General features: G+C 72.4%; 19 protein-coding genes. 12 read left to right on the top strand and 7 right to left on the bottom strand.

The window, feature by feature from the left end; translation table 11 throughout:
• Positions 1-122: 122 nt before the first annotated feature.
• Both IE182_RS19720 and IE182_RS19715 read right to left on the bottom strand, forming a co-directional pair.
• Positions 123-1,199: an LAETG motif-containing sortase-dependent surface protein gene (locus IE182_RS19720; RefSeq protein WP_190111199.1), complete on the bottom strand. Its 1,077-nt coding sequence runs from the start codon at positions 1,197-1,199 to the stop codon at positions 123-125.
• Between the two features lie 833 nt (positions 1,200-2,032).
• Positions 2,033-2,383, bottom strand: coding sequence for a chorismate mutase (locus tag IE182_RS19715; protein ID WP_190111198.1), 351 nt, complete (start codon positions 2,381-2,383; stop codon positions 2,033-2,035).
• 317 nt (positions 2,384-2,700) lie between these two features.
• On the opposite strand from IE182_RS19715, the gene guaA reads away from it, so the two are divergent.
• From guaA to IE182_RS19690, 5 genes are all read left to right on the top strand, one after another.
• Positions 2,701-4,305, top strand: a complete 1,605-nt coding sequence (guaA, locus tag IE182_RS19710; protein WP_190111197.1) for a glutamine-hydrolyzing GMP synthase — start codon at positions 2,701-2,703, stop codon at positions 4,303-4,305.
• Between the two features lie 133 nt (positions 4,306-4,438).
• Entirely contained in the window at positions 4,439-5,023 is a 585-nt protein-coding gene (locus IE182_RS19705; protein ID WP_229844951.1) for a Uma2 family endonuclease, read from the top strand.
• An 85-nt stretch (positions 5,024-5,108) separates the two neighbouring features.
• Complete coding sequence (locus IE182_RS19700) at positions 5,109-5,903, top strand: class II aldolase/adducin family protein (protein WP_190111195.1); 795 nt, start codon at positions 5,109-5,111, stop codon at positions 5,901-5,903.
• 288 nt (positions 5,904-6,191) lie between these two features.
• The gene (locus tag IE182_RS19695) at positions 6,192-7,220 is read left to right on the top strand and encodes a L,D-transpeptidase (protein WP_190111194.1); all 1,029 of its coding nucleotides are present in this window, start codon (positions 6,192-6,194) and stop codon (positions 7,218-7,220) included.
• A 157-nt stretch (positions 7,221-7,377) separates the two neighbouring features.
• The gene (locus tag IE182_RS19690; protein ID WP_190111193.1) at positions 7,378-7,902 is read left to right on the top strand and encodes a DoxX family membrane protein; all 525 of its coding nucleotides are present in this window, start codon (positions 7,378-7,380) and stop codon (positions 7,900-7,902) included.
• Between the two features lie 112 nt (positions 7,903-8,014).
• Here the strand turns inward: IE182_RS19690 and IE182_RS19685 are convergent, their stop codons facing one another.
• Together IE182_RS19685 and IE182_RS19680 are read right to left on the bottom strand one after the other, a co-directional pair.
• Positions 8,015-8,269: a hypothetical protein gene (locus IE182_RS19685; protein WP_190111192.1), complete on the bottom strand. Its 255-nt coding sequence runs from the start codon at positions 8,267-8,269 to the stop codon at positions 8,015-8,017.
• Positions 8,256-9,620 (bottom strand): PspC domain-containing protein, encoded by a 1,365-nt coding sequence (locus IE182_RS19680; RefSeq protein ID WP_190111191.1) that lies wholly within the window; start codon positions 9,618-9,620, stop codon positions 8,256-8,258. The genes IE182_RS19685 and IE182_RS19680 overlap by 14 nt, the downstream gene beginning before the upstream one ends.
• 146 nt (positions 9,621-9,766) lie before the next feature.
• Here IE182_RS19680 and IE182_RS19675 point away from each other — a divergent pair, with 146 nt between their 5' ends.
• The 4 genes from IE182_RS19675 (at position 9,767) to IE182_RS19660 (ending at position 14,799) form a co-directional block, all read left to right on the top strand.
• The gene (locus IE182_RS19675; protein ID WP_190111190.1) at positions 9,767-11,542 is read left to right on the top strand and encodes a serine/threonine-protein kinase; all 1,776 of its coding nucleotides are present in this window, start codon (positions 9,767-9,769) and stop codon (positions 11,540-11,542) included.
• 70 nt (positions 11,543-11,612) lie between these two features.
• Complete coding sequence (locus IE182_RS19670; RefSeq protein WP_190111189.1) at positions 11,613-12,881, top strand: ATP-binding protein; 1,269 nt, start codon at positions 11,613-11,615, stop codon at positions 12,879-12,881.
• Complete coding sequence (locus tag IE182_RS19665) at positions 12,878-13,570, top strand: LuxR C-terminal-related transcriptional regulator (protein ID WP_190111188.1); 693 nt, start codon at positions 12,878-12,880, stop codon at positions 13,568-13,570. The genes IE182_RS19670 and IE182_RS19665 overlap by 4 nt, the downstream gene beginning before the upstream one ends.
• A gap of 113 nt (positions 13,571-13,683) precedes the next feature.
• Complete coding sequence (locus IE182_RS19660; protein WP_190111187.1) at positions 13,684-14,799, top strand: alpha/beta hydrolase; 1,116 nt, start codon at positions 13,684-13,686, stop codon at positions 14,797-14,799.
• A gap of 75 nt (positions 14,800-14,874) precedes the next feature.
• Here IE182_RS19660 and IE182_RS19655 read toward each other — a convergent pair whose 3' ends face one another.
• A complete protein-coding gene (locus IE182_RS19655) occupies positions 14,875-15,966 on the bottom strand; it encodes a C40 family peptidase (RefSeq protein ID WP_190111186.1) in 1,092 nt (363 codons plus the stop codon).
• A 278-nt stretch (positions 15,967-16,244) separates the two neighbouring features.
• Between IE182_RS19655 and IE182_RS19650 the strand changes: the two genes are divergently transcribed.
• Entirely contained in the window at positions 16,245-16,598 is a 354-nt protein-coding gene (locus IE182_RS19650) for a hypothetical protein (protein ID WP_190111185.1), read from the top strand.
• A gap of 218 nt (positions 16,599-16,816) precedes the next feature.
• Positions 16,817-19,303, top strand: coding sequence for a DNA helicase PcrA (pcrA, locus tag IE182_RS19645; protein ID WP_190111184.1), 2,487 nt, complete (start codon positions 16,817-16,819; stop codon positions 19,301-19,303).
• Between the two features lie 62 nt (positions 19,304-19,365).
• Here the strand turns inward: pcrA and IE182_RS19640 are convergent, their stop codons facing one another.
• Entirely contained in the window at positions 19,366-20,949 is a 1,584-nt protein-coding gene (locus IE182_RS19640; RefSeq protein ID WP_190111183.1) for a M23 family metallopeptidase, read from the bottom strand.
• 195 nt (positions 20,950-21,144) lie between these two features.
• Positions 21,145-22,038, bottom strand: coding sequence for an esterase/lipase family protein (locus IE182_RS19635; RefSeq protein ID WP_190111182.1), 894 nt, complete (start codon positions 22,036-22,038; stop codon positions 21,145-21,147).
• A 384-nt stretch (positions 22,039-22,422) separates the two neighbouring features.
• Here IE182_RS19635 and icmB point away from each other — a divergent pair, with 384 nt between their 5' ends.
• The gene (gene icmB, locus IE182_RS19630) at positions 22,423-22,836 is read left to right on the top strand and encodes a coenzyme B12-dependent isobutyryl CoA mutase small subunit (protein ID WP_190111181.1); all 414 of its coding nucleotides are present in this window, start codon (positions 22,423-22,425) and stop codon (positions 22,834-22,836) included.
• The last annotated feature ends 328 nt before the right edge of the window (positions 22,837-23,164 follow it).

Genomic DNA, 23,164 nt, shown 5'->3' with positions numbered 1-23,164 from the left:
GGGCCGGGCCCCCGGGCCGGAGCCGTGGGCCGGCGCCCCAGGCCGGAGCCCCGAACCGGGGCCGGAGCAGCCGGGGGCTGGCGCCCCGGCTGCTCCGGCACCCCGGCTGCTCCCGCCAGGGCCTACGCGCCGTTCCCGCCCCCGGCGCCCCGGCGACGGCGTACGAGCACCACGGCGCCCGCACCCACCGCGAGCGCCGCTCCGGCGCTCGCGGTGATCGCCGGCAGGGTGGACGACGAGCCGGTCGCGGCGAGCCGGCCCGAGACGGGGATGGCCGACAGACCGCCCTGCGGCGCGGGCCTGCCGCCCCGACCGTCGCCGCCGCCCGCGGGCCTGGCGGGGAGCTTGGCAGGGGGCTTGGCCGTGCCCTTGGCGTCCTCGTGCCGGCCGGGCCTGCTGCCGCTGGGCAGGACGTCGAAGTAGTAGTACTCGCCCTCGCCGTACCCGCAGGTGCCCTCGCCGGTGCGGTAGTGCCCGAGCTGGAACGCGGCGCCGATGCCGGCCGGGGCCTCGGCGTCGACCTGCAGCCGCAGGCGGGCGTCGGCGTAGGCGCGCGGTGCGAGGTTCCGGGCCTCGCCGAAGTAACCGAACTGCCGGGGAACGTCCCGCCAGGAGGACGTGGCCGGGTCGTACCACTGCACGGTCAGGTACGCGGTGGTCTCGCTGAAGTCGGACGTGCGCCAGGACCACGCGTCCAGGAGCGCCGCGACCGAACTCAGCTCGTGGTCGGAGACGTTGGTGGTGCGGAAGGTGAACTCCTGCCAGCCCGAGCCGGCCTCGATCTCACTCGGCAGTCCGCGCAGCTCGGTCGTCACCCGCTTGCGGCCGGGGACGTCCGCCCGGGTGCAGGAGTCCGGCCGACGGCTGGGGGCGGCCGAGGGCGCCGGGGACGGCGACGCGGTCGCCGGGGCGCCGGGCGCGGCGGAAGGGGCCGCCGACGGCGGGCCGGAGGGGCCGGGGGAGGGCCGCCCCGTGGTGGGCGGCTGCGAGGGCGGCGGCATCGAACGGGACGCCGAGGGCACCGGCGGCGTGCCGGTCGGCGCCGGGGTGCCCGACGGTGCGGCGCTGGGCAGCGCCGGGCCCGCGGTCGGGCCGGGCGTCGGCCCCGGCGTGGCGTGCGCGAGGGGGGGCGCGGCGAGTGCGGCAGGGCATAACGCCGCCGTCGTGACGGCGGCCGCCAGGGCGCGGCGAAGTTTCATGGCTGACCTCTTCCGGTGCAGATCTCGTCCGGGTCCGGTGCGAAGGCCGTCGCGGTGGGGGGAGGGAGGGCGCGGAATGGCCGTGCGCTGGTGCGCTTGCAGGGAGGTGACCGGTGCCCGGCTCGAAGAGTTGTACGGAACGCGGGCGGGCGTCCAGTGATTGATCTCACAGCCCGTGGTGCGGGGCGCCGGGCGCCGCGGCCCGTACGGGCATCCGGTGGCCCCCTCGTCACGGCGAAGGGCCCCGGGCCGGCTCCGCGGGGGCGTGCGGGCGGCCTCGGGGCCCTTGACTGCCGGCACCGAGGTCAGGGCAGGTCGGTGCCGCGGAGCGACGCCGGGGGGAGCGTCGCGGGCTGAGGGGTGGTGCTGAGGGCTGATGCTGAGGTGGTGCTGATGTGGTCGAACCAATGGCAGTACGTGGAGCCAATGGCGGTGCGGGGCAAGGGACTTGGTGCGCCCCTCGGCCTTCTCGTCGGTGTCTCCCTTGGCATCGTGCGGGATGAGCCGCCCCGGGCGCAACCGTTTAGACCGGATACGGTCGGTTCCAGGCGTCCCTGGAACCGACCGTCCCTGGATGGCGGCCGGGCTGCTGTCCCCTGCTGACCGGTCGCCGCGCCACCGGAGTGAGGTCCCACGACGCGCGTGCTCGCGCGCCACACACTCCGGTGGATCCGCCCTGTCGTTGCCGGGCGCCCGGACGGACGGGGGCGGAAGCCGTGTGCGGATCTCGGAGGGCCGCTCCTGGATGGCGCGGACACCGGTATGAACGAAGATGATCAGCCCCCGGTCACGGCGCCGTACGGGTGACGGCCCGGTCCCGGACACGCCCGCTCTCAGACGCGCCCGCGGCACAGCTCCAGCAAGGTCATGGCCAGTGCGGTGCCGGGCTTGCCGAGCTGCTCGCTGTAGTGGTTGAGGATCTCCATCTCGCGGGAGAGGTTGACGCGGCGGCCGCCGGAGGCGATGCGCTCGCGCTGGATCACGGCGGAGACGGCCATCCGTTCCTGCACGAGGCCGATGATCCGGCCGTCGAGATCGTCGATGCGCTCACGGGCCCCGGTGATCACGCCGGCGGCCTGGGGGGTGCGGGCGCCGGTCGCGGCGGGTGCGCCGGCGGTGGCGTCGGCAGGGGCGTCGGCGAGGGCGGTGGCGAGGGCGGTGGCGGTCGCGGTCGGGGTGCTCATATGTGTGTTCCTCCAAAGGGGGTGCGGCCCCCCGGAGCGGCAAGGCCCGGAGAAACGACAGGCGCCCCGGGCCTTGTCGGCCCGGGGCGCCTGGGAAGTCGCTTGTCAGCTGCTCAAGCAGAACGACCATGGCACCGGACGGGCCGGATGCCATAGGTAAAGACGAAGGTCGAGTGCTTGCGCATGGCGCACAGTATGGCCCGCGGGCGGCTGCAGGGCCAATGCGGATTCGGATGGTGAGACAAAGGCAAGCACCCGTGCCCCGGTAGAATCGACAAATACAGCCCCCTCTTCGACCCCGCCGGAAGGCCGCTCCCGTGTCAGCAGCACCCCCCGCCGCCGTCCACGACAACACCGCGGAACCGGTGCTCGTTGTCGACTTCGGTGCGCAGTACGCCCAGCTCATCGCCCGTCGCGTCCGTGAGGCCCGCGTCTACAGCGAGATCGTGCCCAGCACGATGCCCGTCGCCGAGATGCTCGCCAAGAAACCGAAGGCGATCATCCTCTCCGGTGGCCCCTCGTCCGTGTACGAGGAGGGCGCCCCGCGCCTGGACGACGCCCTCGGCCTCTTCGAGTCCGGCGTCCCCGTCTTCGGCATGTGCTACGGCTTCCAGCTGATGGCCACCACGCTCGGCGGCACCGTGGACAACACCGGTGCGCGCGAGTACGGCCGTACGCCGCTGCACGTCTCCAAGACCGGCTCGACCCTCTTCGAGGGCACGCCGGCGGAGCAGTCGGTGTGGATGTCGCACGGCGACGCCTGCTCGGCCGCCCCCGAGGGCTTCGCCGTCACCGCGTCCACGGACGTCGTGCCGGTCGCCGCCTTCGAGAACGACGAGAAGAAGCTCTACGGCGTGCAGTACCACCCCGAGGTGATGCACTCCACGCACGGCCAGCTGGTCCTGGAGCACTTCCTCTACCGCGGCGCGGGCATCGAGCCGACCTGGACCACGGGCAACGTGATCGAGGAGCAGGTCGCCGCCATCAAGGAGATGGTCGGCACCAAGCGCGCGATCTGCGGCCTGTCCGGCGGCGTGGACTCCGCGGTCGCCGCGGCCCTCGTCCAGAAGGCCATCGGCTCCCAGCTGACCTGCGTCTACGTCGACCACGGCCTGATGCGCAAGGGCGAGACCGAGCAGGTCGAGAAGGACTTCGTCGCCGCCACGGGCGTCCAGCTCAAGGTCGTCGACGCGCAGGAGCGCTTCCTGAACGCGCTCGCCGGCGTCTCCGACCCGGAGACCAAGCGCAAGATCATCGGCCGTGAGTTCATCCGCGTCTTCGAGCAGGCCCAGGCCGAGATCGTGGCCGAGGCCGGCGCGGGCGGCGAGGACGTCGCCTTCCTGGTCCAGGGCACGCTCTACCCGGACGTCGTCGAGTCCGGCGGCGGCACCGGCACCGCCAACATCAAGTCCCACCACAACGTGGGCGGCCTCCCCGAGGACCTGGAGTTCAAGCTCATCGAGCCGCTCCGCCAGCTCTTCAAGGACGAGGTCCGCATGGTCGGCCAGGAGCTCGGCCTGCCGGACGAGATCGTCCAGCGCCAGCCCTTCCCGGGCCCCGGCCTCGGCATCCGCATCGTCGGCGAGGTCACCAAGGAGCGCCTGGACCTGCTCCGCGAGGCCGACGCCATCGCCCGCGAGGAGCTCACCGCCGCCGGCCTGGACCGCGAGATCTGGCAGTGCCCGGTCGTGCTGCTCGCCGACGTCCGCAGCGTGGGCGTCCAGGGCGACGGCCGCACGTACGGTCACCCGATCGTGCTGCGCCCGGTCTCGTCCGAGGACGCCATGACGGCCGACTGGACGCGCATGCCGTACGAGGTGCTGGCGCGGATCTCGACGCGCATCACCAACGAGGTGCGTGACGTGAACCGCGTGGTGCTCGACGTGACGAGCAAGCCGCCGGGGACGATCGAGTGGGAGTAATCCCACCGGCCCTTTCGTAGGGCCGTCAGGTCAGGACGCCACCGCCGTCGCTCATTCGTTTTGAGCGGCGGCGGTGGCGTTTTCGGTGGGTACGCTGACCGTACGGCCGAGAATCCCGTCCATGGGAGGAACCATGACCGCTGAGCCCGCGCACCACTGGCCGGTGCCGCCGCAGGACGGTTACACCGTGGACGACCTGCTGACGCTGCCCGACCTCCCGCCGCACACGGAGCTGATCGACGGGAGCCTGGTCTTCGTGAGTCCGCAGAGGGATTTCCACAGCATCGTGATCGATCTGCTGGTGAGCGGCCTGCGCCACACCGTGCCACCTGAGCTCAGGGTCCGGCGGGAGATGACCGTTGTGATCGACAGGCGTAACGGCCCGGAGCCGGACGTCTCTGTCGTGCGCGCTGCGTCGGTTCGCAGCAAGGAGCAGACGTACTACCAGGTTGAGAACGTACTGCTCGCGGTCGAGGTGGTCTCCCCGGACTCCGAGGCGCGCGACCAGATGACCAAGCCGTTCAAGTACGCCCGCGCGGGCATCCCGCATTTCTGGCGAGTCGAGATGACGACCACCGATCACCAGCCGGTCGTGCACGTCTTCGAGCTGGACAAGGAGGCGCGCGCATACACGCCGACCGGGACGTACCGGGACACACTCAAACTCACCGTCCCCTTCGACATCGACATCGATCTCACCGAGATCGACAAGCTCTAGACGTCCGCGCGTAGTCCTGGCCTCCTCCGCTACCCCGGCGGTAACTTCCGGTCCGTAGCCACGGATCACCGGAGGAGGCCCCGCCATGTCGCAGGCGCAAGCGCCCGAACCGATACCCACCGACCAGCTCCACTTCGCCATGCCGCCGAAGCACGAGTCCGTCGAGGACGAGCGGCGGTACCGCAAGGAACGTCTCGCCGCCGCGCTCCGCCTCTTCGGGCGGTTCGGGTTCGAGGAGGGCGTCGCCGGGCACATCACCGCCCGGGACCCGGAGTTCACCGATCACTTCTGGGTCAACCCCTTCGGGATGTCCTTCAAGCACATCACCGTCTCCGACCTGCTCCTCGTCAACCACCGGGGACAGGTCGTCGAGGGCCGTTACCACGTCAACCAGGCCGCGTTCGCGATCCATTCGCAGATCCACCGGGCCCGCCCCGACGTCGTGGCCGCCGCGCACAGCCACTCCACGTACGGGCGCGCGCTGGCCGCCCTCGGCGAGCTGCTGGAGCCGATCACCCAGGACGTGTGCGCCTTCTACGAGGACCACGCGCTCTTCGACGACTACACGGGTGTCGTCCTGGACGAGGAGGAGGGGCGGCGCATCGCCACGGCCCTCGGGCCCCACAAGGCGGTCATCCTGCGCAACCACGGGCTGCTGACCGTCGGTGACTCGGTGGACGCGGCGGCGTGGTGGTTCATCACGATGGAACGTTCCTGCCAGGTGCAGCTGGCCGCCAAGGCGGCCGGCAAGCCCGTGCGCATCGACGCGGCGAGCGCCGGGCACACCCGCGATCAGCTCGGCAACGACCTGGTGGCGTGGATCAACTACCAGCCGCTGTACCAGCAGATCACGCGCAGCGAGCCGGAGCTCCTGGACTGACGGCGCACGGCGGGAATCACCGCTGTCACCCATCGCCGTCACCCACCGCTGCCACCCCCGCCGAGCGGCGGGGGTGGCTCGTTCTTCCGGGCGTCTTTGCGGTCCTTTTACCTTGCCTATGATGGTGGGTAGCCGAGGCGGCGACGCCTCGGCTCCGTCGTGTCCGGGCCCGCCGGCCGGCCCTGGTGTCCGGGCCCGGCGCCCGTATCCGGCGCCCGTATCCGGCGTCCGTATCCGGCGTCCGGACCCGGCGTCCGGACCTGCAAAGAACGAACCGGTAGGAGAACCATGCGCCGCCTCTCCCGTTGCCTCGGGCTGTCCGCTGCCCTCGCCCTGACCGGGCTCGCCGTCACGGCGTGCGGCGGCGGTGCCGAGGCCGAGGAGCGCCCCGCGAAGTCCTCCGCCCGGGGCTCGTCGGCCCCGGCGCCGTCCAGCCCGGCGCCCGTCTCCGAGATGCCGGCCCCGGCGGCCGTCATGCTGTCCGGCGCCGCCCGGACCGTACGGCCCGAGATCGCCCCCGCGGGCGGGGAGAAGGTCGGCGTCGGCCAGCCCATCGCGATCGTCTTCAAGCAGCAGAAGGTCGCCGAGGAGCTGCGCGCCGGCATCGAGGGACGGCTGAAGGTCTCCACCTCGCCGCAGGTCCCCGGGGCCTGGCACTGGAACGAGTCCAAGGGCGACACCCGCGTCCACTTCCGGCCCGAGAAGTTCTGGCCGGCCGGTACCAAGGTGACCCTGGACGCCCGGCTGGCGGGCGTGAAGCTCGCCGCGGGTACCGCCGCCGCCGGGGACCGGACGATCTCCTTCACCATCGGCGACTCGATGGTCAGCACCGTCGACCTCAAGACCCACAAGCTCACCGTTGTCCGCAACGGCAAGACCCTGCGCACCATCGCGATCAGCGGCGGCGACGAGGGCAAGGGCTTCGGCACCCGCGAGGGCATCAAGACCATCCTCGCCAAGGAGGGCCGGGTCGTCATGGACTCGCTCTCCATCGGCATCCCGCGCAACCACCCCGACGGCTTCTACGGCTCGTACGACTACAGCATGCGCGAGACCGTCAGCGGCGAATACGTGCACGCGGCCCCCGACAACGCCGAGTCGTTCGGCAAGGAGAACGTCAGCCACGGCTGCATCGGCATGTCCACCGACGACGCCAAGTGGCTGTACGGCATGAGCCTCAAGGGCGACGTCGTCCAGGTCGGCGGTGGTACGAAGCCCAAGCCGATGGACCACTTCGGCAACGGTTACGGCGACTGGAACCTCAGCTGGGAGCAGTGGCTGAAGGGCAGTGCCCTGGGCGTGCGCACCGGCCGCTGAGCATCCCGCACCGCCACCCACAAGCCCTGTGGACAACTTCCGCCGGCCGCGGCGGAGGTTGTCCACAGGGCTGAACGCGTTCCGCGCCGCGCACGTATGGTCGGAAGACGAAGGGTCACGGTGCGTGAGGGCGAAGGAAGGCAAGGGAGGCGGCGACGTGAGCGATAGGTCATGGGCGGGTCGCGGGGGCGCGGAGCGGGACACGGCGCGGTACGCGCTGTTGCCGCTGCGCCTCTTCCTCGGGATCACCTTCGTCTACGCCGGCCTCGACAAGCTCACCGACTCGGCCTTCATGGCGAGCCAGGGGCCGGAGTCCATCGGGGCGCTGATGGCCTCGGCACGGGAGACCGCCGCCGTGCCGGGCCTGGTGGACCTGGCCCTGAAGAGCCCCGTCGGCTTCGGCTACGCCATCGCCCTGGGTGAGCTGGCGGTGGGCATAGGCACCCTGCTGGGCATAGGGGCGCGCGTCGCCGCGGCCGGCGGCGCGCTGATCTCGCTCAGCCTGTGGCTGACCGTCAGCTGGTCCACCACGCCCTACTACTACGGCAACGACCTGGCCTACCTGATGGCGTGGCTGCCACTGGTCATCGCCGGTGCGCCGCTGTTGTCCGTGGACGCGGCCTGGTCCGCCCGCCGCCGGGGGCGCGCCCGACGGCACGGCCGGGGCGCACACTTCGGCTGACCCCGGCCGACGGCGGCCGGCCTCCCCGCGGCGACGGCGTCGGGTGCCGGGCGTCCGTGACGGCGGGGGAGCGGCGCGTCCGTGACGGCGGGGGAGCGCGTCCGTGACGGCGTCAGCTGGTGTGACCGGTGTGGCTGGTGTGACCAGTGCGGTCGTCGGGGTCGGCGGCGCGGCCGCGGCGCCGGCGCAGGACGTAGGCGAGGAAGGAGACCACACCGGCCGCACAGAGGCCGGCCACCATGACGGGCAGCAGCACATAGGAGGGGAAGTGCCACCAGCCGCGGGCGGCGGCCAGATAGGCCAGGCAGCCGCCGAGCATGACCAGTCCGAGGACGAGCCTGCCGGGGTCGAATTCATGGCGTGGCACGTTCCACCTCCACCTGGCCGATGCCGGCCTTGAGCTTGATCTGCAGGGTGCCGTGCGAGGGGTGCCCGGCGGATGGGTCCAGGGTGAGGTGCTTGCGCTGCCCGGGCTGGACGTCGACGTCCTCGCGCCCCTCGCCGGGGAGCTGGATGTCTCCCAGGCCGACCTCGATGTCCAGCACGGCCGTCACGTCCTGCGGGAGGACGACCCGGAGCTGCCCCGCGCCGACCTCGGCGCTCAGGGCGACGGGGGACGGGCCGCCCTGTGGCCACGCCACCCCGCTCAGGTCGAGCACGCCGACGCCGGTGCCCAGTTCGTAGCGCGGGCGCAGCTCGGCCGTGCTCGACGGGTGCCAGGTCGTGCGCATCCACTCGTTGCTCACGGACTTGGGCAGGGCGGCGGCGCCGGTCAGCAGGGTGCCGGTCAGCAGGGCGGCGACGACGGTGCCGCCGCCGGTGCGCCCGTAGCGCGAACTGAGCGCGATGCCCAGGCCGAAGACGCCCAGGGCGCAGGCCAGGCCCGTCTCCAGCGAGGTGCTCAGCGGCTGGTGGTGCCACGTCAGGCCGGTGCCCAGGCCGAGGGCTGCGAGGGCCAGCAGGAACGTCCAGCCGCCCAGCTGACGCCCGGTGGGCGCCGGCCGGGCGGGCACGCGGGCGGCGGCGCGGGAGCTGCCGACGGGCCCGGGGACGTACGTGCCGTCGTCCGGACCCCACAAGTAGCCGGTGCCGGGAGAGCCGGCAGGGGCTGCGGCCGTGGAGTCCTTGACCGGGTCGCGCCACCACGAGGGGGTGCCCGGCGCCGGGGGGGCCTGGGTCTCCGGCGGGGCGTCCACCACCTTGTGCGGCTTGAGTGCCCTGACGGTCTTCTGGGGTTTGTGGGCCGCGTACGGCAGCGGCTGCCCGGCGGCCCGGCCGTCGGCGGGCCCGGGCTCGCCGGCCTCCTCCTCGGCCTCGCCGCGGTGCTGCGACCAGTAGGCGGCGCCGCTTATCGCAATCGTCAGCATCAGGGCGAAGGCCATCACGCCGCTGTTGTTGAGCATCGACAGGAACAGACCGCAGCCCACCAGCGCACACAGCACCGCCGTGAGCGCCGGCCCCTCGACGCGGCCCGACAGCATCCGGCGGCCCTCGTTCTCCTCCTCGCCCTCCAGCGGGATGAGCAGCCACGCGAAGCCGTACACGATCAGCCCGAGCCCGCCCGTGACCCCCAGCACTCCCAGCACCACGCGGAAGATGACAGGGTCCAGGTCGAAGCAGCGGCCGAGCCCGCCGCAGACGCCCGAGACCATCTTGTGCTCGCGGCTGCGCCGCAGCGGTGGTCGGGCGTCGTGCTCGGCGGTCGATGCGTCGGTCATGGGGACATGGTGTCAACCGGAACGTGCATGCGACATCCGTGTCGACCCTGGACATTCCCTGAGATCGTCCCTGACCCCCGGCCGGTTAGGGTGTGGCGGATCGAACACACACGGGGAAACCGGAGGGCCGCGCGGTGCACGGTGCAGTGCCTGGGACGGGTCGGCTCATCGCGGGGCGATACCGGCTCGCCGAGCGGATAGGCCGCGGCGGCATGGGCACCGTCTGGCGCGCCGAGGACGAATTGCTGGGCCGTCAGGTGGCGGTCAAGCAGCTGCACGTGTCCCCGGGCCTGGAGGAGGACGAGCTCGCCACCCTCTACGAGCGCACCCGCCGCGAAGCCCGCAGCGCGGCCCGCATCACCCACCCCAACGTGGTGGTCGTCCACGACGTGGTCGAGGACCAGGGCCTGCCGTGCATCGTGATGGAGTACGTGCCCTCCACGACCCTCGGGGACGTGCTCAAGCGCGGCACCGTCACCCTGGAGGAGGCCGCCCGCATCGGCCGCGGCATGATCGCGGCGCTGCGCGCGGCTCACGCGGCCGGTGTGCTGCACCGCGACGTCAAGCCCGGCAACGTCCTGCTCGGCCACGACGGCCGCGTCGTCCTCACCGACTTCGGCATCGCCCAGTCCACCGGCACCTCCACCCTGACCAAGACCGGCGAGATGGTCGGCTCGATCGACTACATCGCCCCCGAGCGGGTCAAGGGCGCCAAGCCCGGCCCCGCCGCCGACCTGTGGGCGCTGGGCGCCACGCTCTACCAGGCCCTGGAGGGCCGGCCGCCGTTCCGCAAGGACACCGCGGTCGAGACGGCGTACGCGATCGCCATGGACCCGTTCGAGCCGCCGCGCCGGGCGGGCGAGCTGACCAGGCTCGTCGAGACGTTGCTGGCCAAGGACCCGGCGCTGCGCCCGCCGGCCGAGCTCGTCGAGCAGATCCTGCGCGAGCCGGAAATAGGGCGGGGCACGGACGCGTACGCCGCGCGGACACCGGCCGTCCCGGCCCCGGTCGCGCCCGGATGGCCCGCCGCGCAGCACGTCACCTCGGCCGAACCCTCGGCCACGTCGCCGACCGCGGCCGCACCGGCCGCCCCCGTGACGCAGTCCGCCGCGACGCTCGCCGACGCGAACACCTTCACGGCAACGGCCCCGGCAACGGCAACGGCAACGGCCCCGACGTCCGCCCCGGCCCCGGCCACGACCCGTCAGGCCGAAGCCCCGGAGGCGAAGGCAGCGGGAGCGGCGAAGGCAGAGGCGGCGGAGCCCAGGGCCCCGCGCCGCCGGGGGCCGGTCTGGACCGCGGTGGGCACCGTCCTCGCGCTGGGGCTGGCGGCCGGCGCGTACGTCCTCTTCCCGCAAGGCGGCGACGAGAGCGACGACAACGCCGCACCCCTTCCGTCGACGTCGAAGGAGACGTCGGCGCCGAGCCCGTCGGCCCACAAACCGCCGCCCCTCCCCAAGGGTTACCACCTGGCCGAGGAGAAGGAAGTGGGCGTCTCCTTCCCCGTGCCGGACGGCTGGAAGCGCAAGAGGCTGCAGGAAAGCGGCGAGATCCTCTACGTCGACCCGACCGAACTGGTCGGGCTGCGCATCTCCGTCCTCGACCTCGCGAGCAGCGACCCCCTCCAGCGCTGGAAGGACGACGAGGCCAAGTCCGTGGCGGAGGGCAAGCTGCCCGGCTACAAGCAACTGCGCATGCAGAGCACGGAGTACCGGGGGCAGCCGGCCGCGCTCTGGGAGTTCTCCTGGCGGGGACGGGCGCGTGATTTCCGGGCCGTGGACCTGGGGTTCGGCCGCCCGGGCCAGAACGAGTACGCGATCTACCTCTCGGCGCCCAAGGCGGACTGGGACAAGCACAAGAAGGTGTTCGACGACGTCAAGGACGGCTTCGTGCTGCCCGAGGACAAGGGAACGGACCACTGACGCCGGGATGGGGGACTCCTCAGGGGCGACCCTGATGCCACGGCCCCCGCCCCCGTGTGACGATCAGTGCATGACCACCGCCCCGCCCCCCGAAGGCCCGCCCCTGCGCAAGCTCTACCGCAGCGCGGAGGGCCGCATGCTCGGCGGCGTGGCCCGCGGGCTCGCCGGGCACATGGGCGTGCCGGTGTCCTGGGTGCGGCTGGTGTTCCTCGCGCTGTTCATGGCGGAGGGCATGGGGGCGCTGCTGTACGCGGTGTTCTGGTTCGTCGTGCCGCTCGGCGTGGGCGGCGTCGAGGCACGCCCCCTGGCGTTCGCCGAGGTCACCGCGGACGGCCGCCGCCGGCTCTTCGCCCGCAAGCCCGACCGCGGCCAGGTCTTCGCCTTCCTCGCTCTGCTCATCAGCGCCGCGATCTTCCTCGACCGGCTCCACCTCGGCCGTGCCAACACCTACATCTGGCCGCTGATCTTCATAGGCGCGGGTGTCGCCCTCGTCTGGCGCCAGGCCGACAACGCCCGGCGTGCCCACTGGATGGAGGTCAGCCGCCGCAAGCGCGTCCTGCCGCTCGCGCGCGGCGCGGCGGGCGTGGTGCTCGTCGGGGTCGGCGCGACCGGCATCGTCGTGCTCCAGGGCTCGGCCGAGCACCTGGGCACGGTCCTGCAGGCGTCGCTGGCGGTGCTCGTCGGCATAGCGCTGCTGGCGGGCCCCTCGGTCGTGCGGATGACCCAGGACCTCTCCGCCGAACGGACGATGCGCATCCGCGCGCAGGAGCGGGCCGAGGTCGCCGCCCACGTCCACGACTCCGTCCTGCACACCCTCACCCTCATCCAGCGCAACGCCGAGGACTCCCGCGAGGTCGCCCGCCTGGCCCGCGCCCAGGAGCGCGAGCTGCGCAACTGGCTGTACAACCCCGAGGGCCGGGGCAAGGAGGAGGCCGAGGAGCCGCAGACCCTGGCCGAGGCCGTCAAGGCCACCGCCGCCGAGGTCGAGGACTACCACGGCGTGCCCATCGAGGTCGTGGTCGTCGGCGACTGCCCCCTCGACGAGCGGCTGGGTGCCCAGCTGCAGGCGGCCCGTGAGGCCATGGTCAACGCGGCCAAGTACGGTGGCGACGGCGGGGCGGTGCAGGTCTACGCCGAGGTCGAAGGGCGTACGGTCTTCATCTCCGTGCGCGACCGCGGCCCCGGCTTCGACCTGGACGCGGTGCCGGACGACCGGATGGGCGTCCGCGAGTCGATCATCGGCCGGATGCAGCGCAACGGCGGTACGGCGAGACTGCGTTCCGCGCCCGACGGGGGGACGGAAGTGGAGCTGGAGATGGAGAGGGCGGAGAAGGCATGACGACCGAAGAGACCGGCGGGGGCGCAGCGCGCCACGTCAGGGTGGTGCTGGTGGACGACCACCGCATGTTCCGCACGGGCGTGCAGGCCGAGATCGGCGCCACCGACCGCACGGGCGTCGAGGTCGTCGGCGAGGCCGCCGACGTCGACCAGGCGGTCACGGTCATCACCGCGACCCGGCCCGAGGTCGTCCTGCTCGACGTCCACCTCCCCGGCGGCGGCGGGGTGGAGGTGCTGCGCCGCAGCGCCGCCATGATGGCCGATCAGGACGCCCCCGTGCGCTTCCTGGCGCTGTCGGTGTCCGACGCCGCCGAGGACGTCATCGGCGTCATCCGGGGCGGCGCGCGCGGCTACGTCACCAAGACCATCACCGGCACCGACCTGGTCGACGCCGTCTTCCGGGTCAAGGACGGCGACGCGGTCTTCTCGCCCCGGCTGGCCGGCTTCGTGCTCGACGCCTTCGCCTCGACGGACGCCCCGCCGGTCGACGAGGACCTCGACCGCCTCACGCAGCGCGAGCGCGAGGTGCTGCGCCTGATCGCCCGCGGCTACGCCTACAAGGAGATCGCGAAGCAGCTCTTCATCTCGGTGAAGACGGTCGAGTCCCACGTCTCGGCGGTGCTGCGCAAGCTCCAGCTCTCCAACCGGCACGAGCTGACCCGGTGGGCGACGGCACGGCGGCTGGTGTGAGCTGACCCGCCGGGCTGGGCGGTCACTCGACGGGGCCGCGGGGAACCTCCCCGCCCTCCTCGCCATCTAGCCAGGGCGAGAAGCACAGCACCCGAAACGAGAGCCGCCGCCCGATGAGCCTGACGGGAACACCCTTCTTCCTGACGACGATCGTCCTGGTCGTCGTGGCCCTGGCCCTGCCGCTTGCGCTGTGGGGCAAGATCGGCGGGTCCCGCCTGGTGCGCCACGTCACGCGCCTGTTCATGCTGCTGTTCGCGCAGGTCACGGCCATCGCCGTGGTCTTCGTGGCCGTCAACAACGCCAACGGGCTGTTCGACACCTGGGCCGATCTGCTGGGCACCGGTGACCACGTCAGCGCGGCGGCCGACCTCGGCCCGGACGGCACCGGCGGCAAGTCGCTGGACGGCGAGCCCAAGGTGGTGCAGAAGTTCACCCCCGCCTCCGACAAGCGGATGGGACCCGGCGTCCAGGAGACCAAGCTCAAGGGCCGCATATCGGGCGTCGAGGGCGAGGTCTACGTCTGGCTGCCGCCGCAGTACGACGACCCGGCCCACAAGGACAAGAAGTTCCCGGTGGTCGAGGTGCTGCCCGGTTTCCCCGGCTCGGCCAAGGCGTGGTTCGGCACCCTGAACGTCAATACCCAGCTCAAGCCGATGATGCAGAAGGGCGAGGTCGCGCCGTTCATCATCGTGGCGCCGCGCACCACGCTCCTCGGCGACGTCGACACCGGCTGCGCCAACACCCCGGGCAAGGTCAACGCCGACACGTGGCTGAGCGTCGACGTCCGCAAGATGGTCCTCGACACCTTCCGCGCCTCCGACAAGCCCGACGGCTGGGCCGTCGCCGGCTACTCGGCCGGGGCGCACTGCGCCACCAAGCTCGCCGTCGCCCACCCCGACCGCTACCGGGCCGGCGTCAGCCTGTCCGGCTACAACGACCCCGCCGGCGAGCCGGCCTCGCTCACCGCGAAGACGCCGGACCTGCGGCAGGCCAACAACCCCCTGACCATGCTGCAGCACGCCAAGACCCCGCCCCGAACGGCGCTGTTCCTCTCGGGTGCGGAGGGCGACGGCTACCAGAGCGGGCAGGCGCTGAAGCAGGCCGCGAAGCCGCCGGCGACCGTGCACGTCGTCATGGTCCCGGCGGGCGCCGGCGGTCACGGCACGGCCGTCTGGAAGCGGCAGGTCCCCGACGTCTTCAAGTGGCTGAGCCAGCAGCTCACCCACTGAGCCGCCGGCAGGGCCCGGCCGCTGAGCCGCCGACCGGGCCCGACGCTGGGCCGTCGGCCGGGTCCGGTCCGCTTCTCAAGCGGGCCGGGACGCTCCCGCGAAGGGCATCTCGTCGATCGGTGCGATGCGCACCGGGGCGCCCGGGTGCGGAGCGTGGATCATCCGGCCGCCGCCGATGTAGAGCCCGACGTGGCTGATGCCGGAGTAGAAGAACACCAGGTCACCGGGGGCGAGCTGGTTCCGGGCGACCCGCCGCCCGGCGTTGATCTGCGTGTACGTCGTGCGCGGCAGCGACACCCCGGCCGCCTGCCACGCCGCCTGCGTCAGCCCCGAGCAGTCGAATCCGGACGGGCCGGTCGCCCCCCACACGTACGGCTTGCCGATGGCGGAGTAGGCGAAGGCCACGGCCCGGGCGGCCCGCCCCGAAGCGGCCGGGGCCGGGGCGGCGTGAACGGCCCCCGCAGCGGCGAGCGCGGTGTGCGCCGCCGCCTTGCCCGCGGTGCCCGCGGTCCCGGCGGTCTCCACCGCGCCGTCGGCCGCCTCGACCGCCGTGCGCTCGGCGGCGGGCAGGGCGTTCAGCACCTCCTTCGCCTTGGCGAGCCTGGCCTCGATGGTGCGCTTGTGCACCGCGAGCGCGGCTTCCTCGCGCCGGAGCTCCGAGAGCCGGGCCCCGGCGGTGGTACGGACCTGCTGGACGTCGCGGAGCTCGTGCCGCACCCGGGCCACCGCCACGGCCTGCCGGGTCCCGGCCCGGTCGGCGAGCGCGGCGCTCTCCAGGTAGCGGTCGGGGCTGGAGGAGAGCAGCAGCCGCACCCCGGCGGGCATGCCGCCCTCGCGGTACTGGGCGGTGGCGAAGGAGCCCAGGGCGTTGCGGGCGGCGTTCAGCCGCTCCGTCCGGCGTGCGGCCTCGTCCTGCAGCCGGTCGAGGGCGGACCGGGCCCGGTCGGTCCGCTCCTTGGCGCCGTTGTACTTCTCGGTGGCCACTTCGGCCTGCCGGTAGTAGCCCGCCACCTGGCTCTTCGCCTGGTCGGCGGTGATCGCGGGGGTGGCGTGCCCGGTGCCCTCCAGAGCGGTGGCGGTGGCGGCGCCCGCCAGGGCCAGGGTGGCCGCGGTGCGCGCGGTGCTGCCGGCGAGCGGGTTCTGCTTGGGCTTTCGGTGCGTCGCCACGACGGCCGTCACTTCCTTCGGGTCCGGCAAGAGATGCCCGGCGGTGGCCCGCGCGAGGGGGGGGAGGGCGGGCCACCGCCGTCTGGATGAGGACGCTAAACCCCGGGATCGCGGGGAAACGGCCATGACCGGTATTGGCTGTAATCAGCCAATTGATGACTGCGCCTGGCGGGCGATTCCCGACCGTACGGAAAGAACGGGGCCCGGACTGACCGAAGAGCCGATTACTCCCACCTCGCCGCCGATGGGTGGTATGGGCCCGGCTAGGGTCGTGCCCCATGGACGTACTCATTCACGCCGTCGTCGGCCTGCACGTCATCGGCATCGCCGCCCTGCTCGGCGGCTTCATGACCCAGATGAAGGCCATGGGCAAGGGCACGGCGCGCATGGTTCCGGCGATGCTGCACGGCGCGCTGACCATGCTGGTCACCGGCGTCGCGCTGGTCGGCCTCAACCAGGCCGAGGACCACACCCTCAACACCGTCAAGATCGGCATCAAGCTGGCGCTGCTGGTCGTGATCCTGGGCCTGGTCTACGTCAAGCGCGACGACGAGAAGGTCGAGGCGGCCGCCTTCGGCACGGTGGGCGCGCTGACGGCCGCCAACGTCTTCATCGCCGTCCTCTGGGTCTGAGCACCGAGGTCTGAGGGCCGAGGTCTGCGCGCGCCGCGGTCTGCGCGCGGCGAGGTCGTCGCGGCGAGTTCTGCGCGCCGGGCCCTTGCGCCGGGTCCTTGCGCCGGGCCTTTGGGCCGGGCCTTCGGGCCCGGCGGCCCCGGCCGTCCTGTGGGCCTGGACACTGTCCGCCGGATCCGGGACCGGCTGTCAGCGGGGCGGCCTAGACTCGGGAGGCGATGAGCAGCCTCTTTGACGACAGCTTCCTGGCGGATTTTGCCCCCTCCGACGAGGAGCACCCGCCGCCCCCGGAGGACACGGCCCCGGAGCCCCTGCCGGACGACCTGTTCGGCGGCGCCTTCGACGCGCCCGTCCCCCGCGAGGCGTACTACCGCGACGGCGCCGCCCGGCCCGTCGTGGACCCGGCCGCACTGCTGGAGGGCATGAACGAGCAGCAGCGTGCCGCCGTCGTGCACACGGGATCGCCGCTGCTGATCGTCGCGGGCGCCGGCTCCGGCAAGACCCGCGTGCTCACCCACCGCATCGCCCACCTGCTGGGCGCGCGCGGCGTGCACCCCGGTCAGATCCTCGCGATCACCTTCACCAACAAGGCCGCGGGCGAGATGAAGGAGCGCGTCGAGCAGCTCGTCGGCCCGCGCGCCCACGCGATGTGGGTGATGACCTTCCACAGCGCGTGCGTGCGGATCCTGCGCCGTGAGAGCAAGAAGCTCGGCTTCACCTCCTCCTTCTCGATCTACGACGCGGCCGACTCCAAGCGGCTCATGGCGCTCGTCTGCCGGGACCTCGACCTCGACCCGAAGAAGTTCCCGCCGAAGTCGTTCAGCGCGAAGATCTCCAATCTCAAGAACGAGCTCGTCGACGAGGAGGCGTTCGCCGCGCAGGCGGCCGACGGCTTCGAGAAGACGCTCGCCGAGGCGTACGCGATGTACCAGTCGAGGCTGCGCGAGGCCAACGCCCTGGACTTCGACGACATCATCATGACCACCGTCCACCTGCTGCAGGCGTTCCCGGACGTGGCCGAGCACTACCGCCGCCGCTTCCGGCACGTCCTGGTCGACGAGTACCAGGACACCAACCACGCGCAGTACACGCTCGTGCGCGAGCTGGTGGGCACGCCGGAGACGGCCGGCGAGGAGGGCGTCGGCGAGCTGTGCGTCGTCGGCGACGCCGACCAGTCGATCTACGCCTTCCGCGGCGCCACCATCCGCAACATCCTCCAGTTCGAGGAGGACTACCCGGACGCCACCACGATCCTCCTGGAGCAGAACTACCGCTCCACGCAGACGATCCTCAGCGCCGCCAACGCCGTCATCGAGCGCAACCAGAACCGCCGCCCCAAGAACTTGTGGACCGAGGCCGGCGCGGGCTCCTCCATCACCGGCTACGTCGCCGACACCGAGCACGACGAGGCCCAGTTCGTCGCCGACGAGATCGACCGGCTGACCGACGCCAAGGACGCCAAGGCCGGCGACGTCGCCGTCTTCTACCGGACCAACGCCCAGTCCCGCGTCTTCGAAGAGATCTTCATCCGCGTCGGCCTGCCCTACAAGGTCGTCGGCGGCGTGCGCTTCTACGAGCGCAAGGAGGTCCGCGACATCCTGGCGTACCTGCGGGTGCTCGCCAACCCCGAGGACACCGTCCCGCTGCGGCGCATCCTCAACGTCCCCAAGCGCGGCATCGGCGAGCGCGCCGAAGCCATGATCGACGCCCTCTCGCTGCGCGAGAAGATCAGCTTCCCGCAGGCGCTGCGCCGTGTGGACGAGGCGTACGGCATGGCCGCCCGCTCCACCAACGCCGTCAAGCGCTTCAACGTGCTGATGGAGGAGCTGCGCACCGTCGTCGAGTCCGGGGCCGGCCCCGCGACGGTGCTGGAGGCGGTGCTGGAGCGCACGGGCTACCTCGCCGAGCTGCAGGCGTCCACGGACCCGCAGGACGAGACCCGCGTCGAGAACCTCCAGGAGCTCGCGGCCGTCGCCCTGGAGTTCGAGCAGGAGCGCACGGAGGACGAGCCGGGCACGCTGGCCGACTTCCTGGAGAAGGTCGCCCTGGTCGCCGACTCCGACCAGATCCCCGACGAGGACACCGAGGGCACGGGCGTCATCACGCTGATGACGCTGCACACGGCGAAGGGCCTGGAGTTCCCCGTCGTCTTCCTCACCGGCATGGAGGACGGCGTCTTCCCGCACATGCGTGCCCTGGGCCAGGTGAAGGAGCTGGAGGAGGAGCGCCGCCTCGCCTACGTCGGCATCACCCGCGCCCGCGAGCGGCTCTACCTGACGCGCGCGAGCATGCGCAGCGCGTGGGGGCAGCCCTCGTACAACCCGCCGTCGCGGTTCCTGGAGGAGATCCCCGAGCAGTACCTGGCCTGGCGCCGCACCGGGCCCGCGACGCCGTCCGCGTCCTCGCTGGGCGCCGGCTCCGGCATCACCTCGGGCTTCTCCTCCTCCCGCAGCGGTGGCCGCGGCAAGGCGGGGCCTGGGGGCACCTCCCGGACGGAGTTCGGGGGAGGTTTCGCGACGCGGCGCGCCAACGACCGGCCCGTGGTCGCGCTGGTCACCGGCGACCGCGTCACGCACGACTCGTTCGGGCTCGGCACGGTCGTCGCCGTCAAGGGCAGCGGTGACAACGCCGAGGCCACCATCGACTTCGGCGGCGAGAAGCCCAAGCGTCTGCTGCTGCGGTACGCGCCGGTCGAGAAGCTGTAGCGGGCGGAGACGCAGCGCGGGCCGGGCCGGTTTTCGTACCGGCCCGGTTCCGTACCCGCGTCCTACGTGGGGTCGAAGCCGTGGCTGCGCAGCCAGGGCAGCGGGTCGACGGCCGAGCCGCCGGGCCGCACCTCGAAGTGCAGGTGAGGGCCGGTGGAGTTGCCGGAGTTGCCGGAGTAGGCGATGACGTCCCCGGCCTTGACGGGCCCGGAGCGCACCTTGGTGCTGCTGAGGTGGCAGTACCAGGTCTCGGTGCCGTCGGGTGACGTCACTATGGCCATGTTTCCGTAGGCCACGTTGTACTGCGTACGGACGGTGCCGTCGGTGGCGGCCATGACGGGCGTGCCGTAGCTGACGGGGAAGTCGATGCCGGTGTGCACGGACATCCAGTTGACGCCCGCCTGCCCGTACATCGCGCTCAGCCCGTGCTGCGCGACGGGGAGCGAGTACTTCGGCCGCTCGCGCTCCTTCTTCGCCGCCTCCTCCGCCTTGCGCTTGCGCTCCTCGTCCTGGCGGGCCTTGAGGTCGATGCGCTCCTGGGTGCGGTTGGCGCGGCTGGCGAAGTCGTCGGCACCCCGGCTGAGGCTCGCGAGCTGGGTGTCCAGCTTGCTGTTGGCCGCCTGGGTCTTGACGGCCGTGTCGGGGGCCGAGGCGGCGGTGGTCTGCGGGGTGTCCTTCTCGCCGCCGGACATCACGGAGGCGGCGGCGATGCCGGCCACGCCCATGACGGCGACCGAGGGCACGGCCACCGTCAGCAGCGCCTTGCGGCGCGGACGGTAACCGGTGCGGGGCGGTGAGCCCTTGCGCCGGTTGGCGCGGGCGCGGTCCGGGGCGTCGTCGTGACTCGCCCGGGAGGGGGAGGGGAGCGCGGCGCCCGCGGTGTCCGGTGCGTCCTGCTCCGCCTGCTCGGGCTCCAGGTCGAGGACGCTTATGGTGCGGGTCTCGGCGTCGGCGACGGTCCGGGCGGCGGGGACGGCGGCAGTGGGTGCGGGCGCGGGCGCGGCGTCGAGGTCGAGACCGGAGACGTCGACCATCACGGTGGGCGAGTGCGGGACTTCGGCCGCGACGGCGGGAGCGGCCTGCACAGGCGCCTGCCGGTGGTTCTCCATGGAGGCGTAGGCGCTGGTGTCCCACATCTGCGTCTGCTGGGTGCTGATGTCCCACTGGCCGGACGTGTCCGACTGGCCCGTGGTGTCCCATGTGCCGGAGGCGTACTGCCCGGTCCCGTCCCAACCCTGGGCGTGGGCCTGGTCGTAGCCGCCCGTGCCCCACTGGTCCCACTGGTAACCCTGGCCGGAGGTGTCGTACACACCGGCCGGCGAACCGGCCGCGCTCCAGGCGCCTGTCTCCCACTGGCCGCTGTACTCACCGGTGTGGTGCTGCCCGGTGTGGTGCTGACCCAGGGGGTCGGTGTGACCCGAGTGTCCCGTGTGGCCGGAAAGGTCGTAACCGCTGAAATCCCACGTTTGGGTGTGTCCGGTGGTGCCCCATTGGCCCGTGGTGTCCCACTGGCCGGAGCTGTAACCGTCGTACGCGGTATGGCCCTGCGGAATGCTCTGCTGCTCGTACGAGGCGTAGTGCCCGTAGGAGGCATCGGGAGCGGGAACGGACGGAGCCGGGCCCGCCGACGGGTGACGGTCGTTCACCACCACTTCCATTTCGCCTTGGCAGCAGGAGAATTAGCGGCGACTGTACCCGGCGGTATGCGACGACGACAATCTTCCTCGCGTTTCGGCCGGTCGGGGACCGGGCATTTAGTCGCCTTTTGGCGGAGTGGGCCGTGATGGGTCGACCCGGCGTTCGATATTCGTTCGATCCGTATCCGGCTCAATCCCGGATGATCAGGCGACGGACGCGGCCCCCGTGGCGCCCGTCTCCGCCTCGTCCGAGGTCAGCGCCTGCCGGATCCCCGCCGCCACCTCCGGGTGCACGGGCAGGGCGAGATGGCCCACGCCGCTCACGCGCACATTGCGCGAAATGAGATCCGGGTGATCGATAGCGGCCGTCTCGACGGGGACCATGATCTGATCGAGGTCGCTCCAGAAGGAGATGAAATGCGTCGTGCAATGCGGGGCGGGCTCGCCCAACTCCGCGATGACATCCGAATCGGGGCGCATCTGCCGAACCAGGGGATGGGCGGACATCAGGGGCGCGACGCGCGTGCCGCCGTGCGGGGTGCCGAGCGTGACGAGGGTGCGGACGCGGGCGTCGCCGCCCAGCCGCTGGACGTAGTAGCGGGCGATCAGGCCGCCGAGGCTGTGGCCCACCATGTCGACCCGCTCCCGGCCGGTGCGGGCGCAGACCTCCTCGACGTGCCGGCCGAGCATCGCGGCCGCGGTGCGGAGATCGCACGTCAGCGGGGAGTAGTTGAGGGACCAGACCTGCTGCCAGCCGTGCCGGCGCAGTGAGCGCCGCAGCAGGACGAACACCGAACGGTTGTCGATGAAGCCGTGGAGGAGCAGCACGGGCGCACGGCCCGCGGGGGCGGGTGCGGCCGCAGTGGAGGTGGGGGCGGCAGGTGCCGGCGGGGGCACGGGGGCGGGCGCGGGTACGGGTGCGGGTACGGGCACCGGCGGCGGCCGGCGCTCCTGGGCCATGCCGGTCGGGTAGACCAGCAGATGCCCGGCGAGGATCGCCAGCTCCAGCACCGTGGAGCGCACGAGTGCGGCCGATGGACGCACAAGAGCACAAGGGCGCAAGAAGATATGGAGAACCGACAAAGGCAAGGCTCCCATGGCCGACCGACCTCCCGAACAGCACGCAGGGAGCGACCCTCTCCCCCGTGTGCCCTCCCGGGCAGCTGTGCGCTGCCGGCCGGACCGCTGTGCCGCGCGGCTGTCGGCACAGGGGCGCGGCGGCCTCGTCGCGGCTCCCCTCGCGACCGTTCCGCGGCCCGGCGACTCGCTCCGAGGGGCACTTGCGGCCCGTGAGACGCGGGGTGCGGGAACGGTGCGTAGCGAACGTGGTGTCCCACGTGTGATTTCCCCCTCGGTCTCCACCGCGAAACGGCCGCGTGCGGGATGCTGGGGGATAACGTTCGTTCACGTCCCCGGCGCCTGGGCCCGGGGAGACCTCGCGGCCGGTTGACGGCACGTACTGGCACGTACATGGAGGCAGTGATGGGAGTGACCGGTCCGATCCGCGTGGTGGTGGCCAAGCCGGGGCTCGACGGCCACGACCGCGGCGCCAAGGTCATCGCACGGGCGCTGCGCGACGCCGGCATGGAGGTCATCTACACCGGCCTCCACCAGACGCCGGAACAGATCGTGGACACCGCGATCCAGGAGGACGCCGACGCGATCGGCCTCTCCATCCTCTCCGGTGCGCACAACACCCTCTTCGCCAAGGTGATAGAGCTCCTGAAGGAGCGCGACGCGGCGGACATCAAGGTCTTCGGCGGCGGCATCATCCCCGAGGCGGACATCCCCCTCCTCAAGGAACAGGGCGTGGCGGAGATCTTCACCCCCGGCGCGACGACGACCGCGATCGTGGAATGGGTCAACACCAACGTCCGTGAAGCCGCAGGCGCCTGACGTCCGACGCCTGTCTTCGGCGGCCGCCGATGGGCCCTGCCCCGACGGCACGGCGGCCGTCGCCCCCCGGCCCTGCGCCGGGGCGCTGTGCCTCCAGGGGCCCATGTCGCCCCGCCGCCGCGCCGTCCCACCCGGAGCGACGAACCACCCGCCCCGGCGCCCTGCCGCGGACGGACCGGGCGCCGGGGCCCGACGGCGCCGCCCCACCGCCGGTAGCGGCCCGCGCGGCGAGGCCCGCGGGCCCTTGTGCCGCCTCCGTGGCCACGGCGACTGCCGCACGCCCCACCCCGATGGCTCAGCGGCTGCCACCGGCGCCCACCGCGCGCCG

The organism is Streptomyces cinnamoneus (assembly GCF_014650495.1).
GTDB lineage: Bacteria > Actinomycetota > Actinomycetes > Streptomycetales > Streptomycetaceae > Streptomyces > Streptomyces cinnamoneus.
Note: the sequence above shows the minus strand (reverse complement) of the source record. Positions and strands in the feature narration are given on the sequence as shown.

Bases quoted from the DNA above. Each gene is read 5' to 3' on its own strand.
- IE182_RS19705 (WP_229844951.1), top strand. From the start codon at position 4,439: ATGACCGCTGAGCCCGCGCACCACTGGCCGGTGCCGCCGCAGGACGGT.
- IE182_RS19680 (WP_190111191.1), bottom strand. From the start codon at position 9,620: ATGACCGACGCATCGACCGCCGAGCACGACGCCCGACCACCGCTGCGG.
- IE182_RS19695 (WP_190111194.1), top strand. From the start codon at position 6,192: ATGCGCCGCCTCTCCCGTTGCCTCGGGCTGTCCGCTGCCCTCGCCCTG.
- IE182_RS19660 (WP_190111187.1), top strand. From the start codon at position 13,684: ATGAGCCTGACGGGAACACCCTTCTTCCTGACGACGATCGTCCTGGTC.
- IE182_RS19665 (WP_190111188.1), top strand. From the start codon at position 12,878: ATGACGACCGAAGAGACCGGCGGGGGCGCAGCGCGCCACGTCAGGGTG.
- IE182_RS19635 (WP_190111182.1), bottom strand. From the start codon at position 22,038: ATGGGAGCCTTGCCTTTGTCGGTTCTCCATATCTTCTTGCGCCCTTGT.
- IE182_RS19720 (WP_190111199.1), bottom strand. From the start codon at position 1,199: ATGAAACTTCGCCGCGCCCTGGCGGCCGCCGTCACGACGGCGGCGTTA.
- IE182_RS19700 (WP_190111195.1), top strand. From the start codon at position 5,109: ATGTCGCAGGCGCAAGCGCCCGAACCGATACCCACCGACCAGCTCCAC.
- IE182_RS19650 (WP_190111185.1), top strand. From the start codon at position 16,245: ATGGACGTACTCATTCACGCCGTCGTCGGCCTGCACGTCATCGGCATC.
- pcrA (WP_190111184.1), top strand. From the start codon at position 16,817: ATGAGCAGCCTCTTTGACGACAGCTTCCTGGCGGATTTTGCCCCCTCC.
- IE182_RS19715 (WP_190111198.1), bottom strand. From the start codon at position 2,383: ATGAGCACCCCGACCGCGACCGCCACCGCCCTCGCCACCGCCCTCGCC.
- IE182_RS19670 (WP_190111189.1), top strand. From the start codon at position 11,613: ATGACCACCGCCCCGCCCCCCGAAGGCCCGCCCCTGCGCAAGCTCTAC.
- icmB (WP_190111181.1), top strand. From the start codon at position 22,423: ATGGGAGTGACCGGTCCGATCCGCGTGGTGGTGGCCAAGCCGGGGCTC.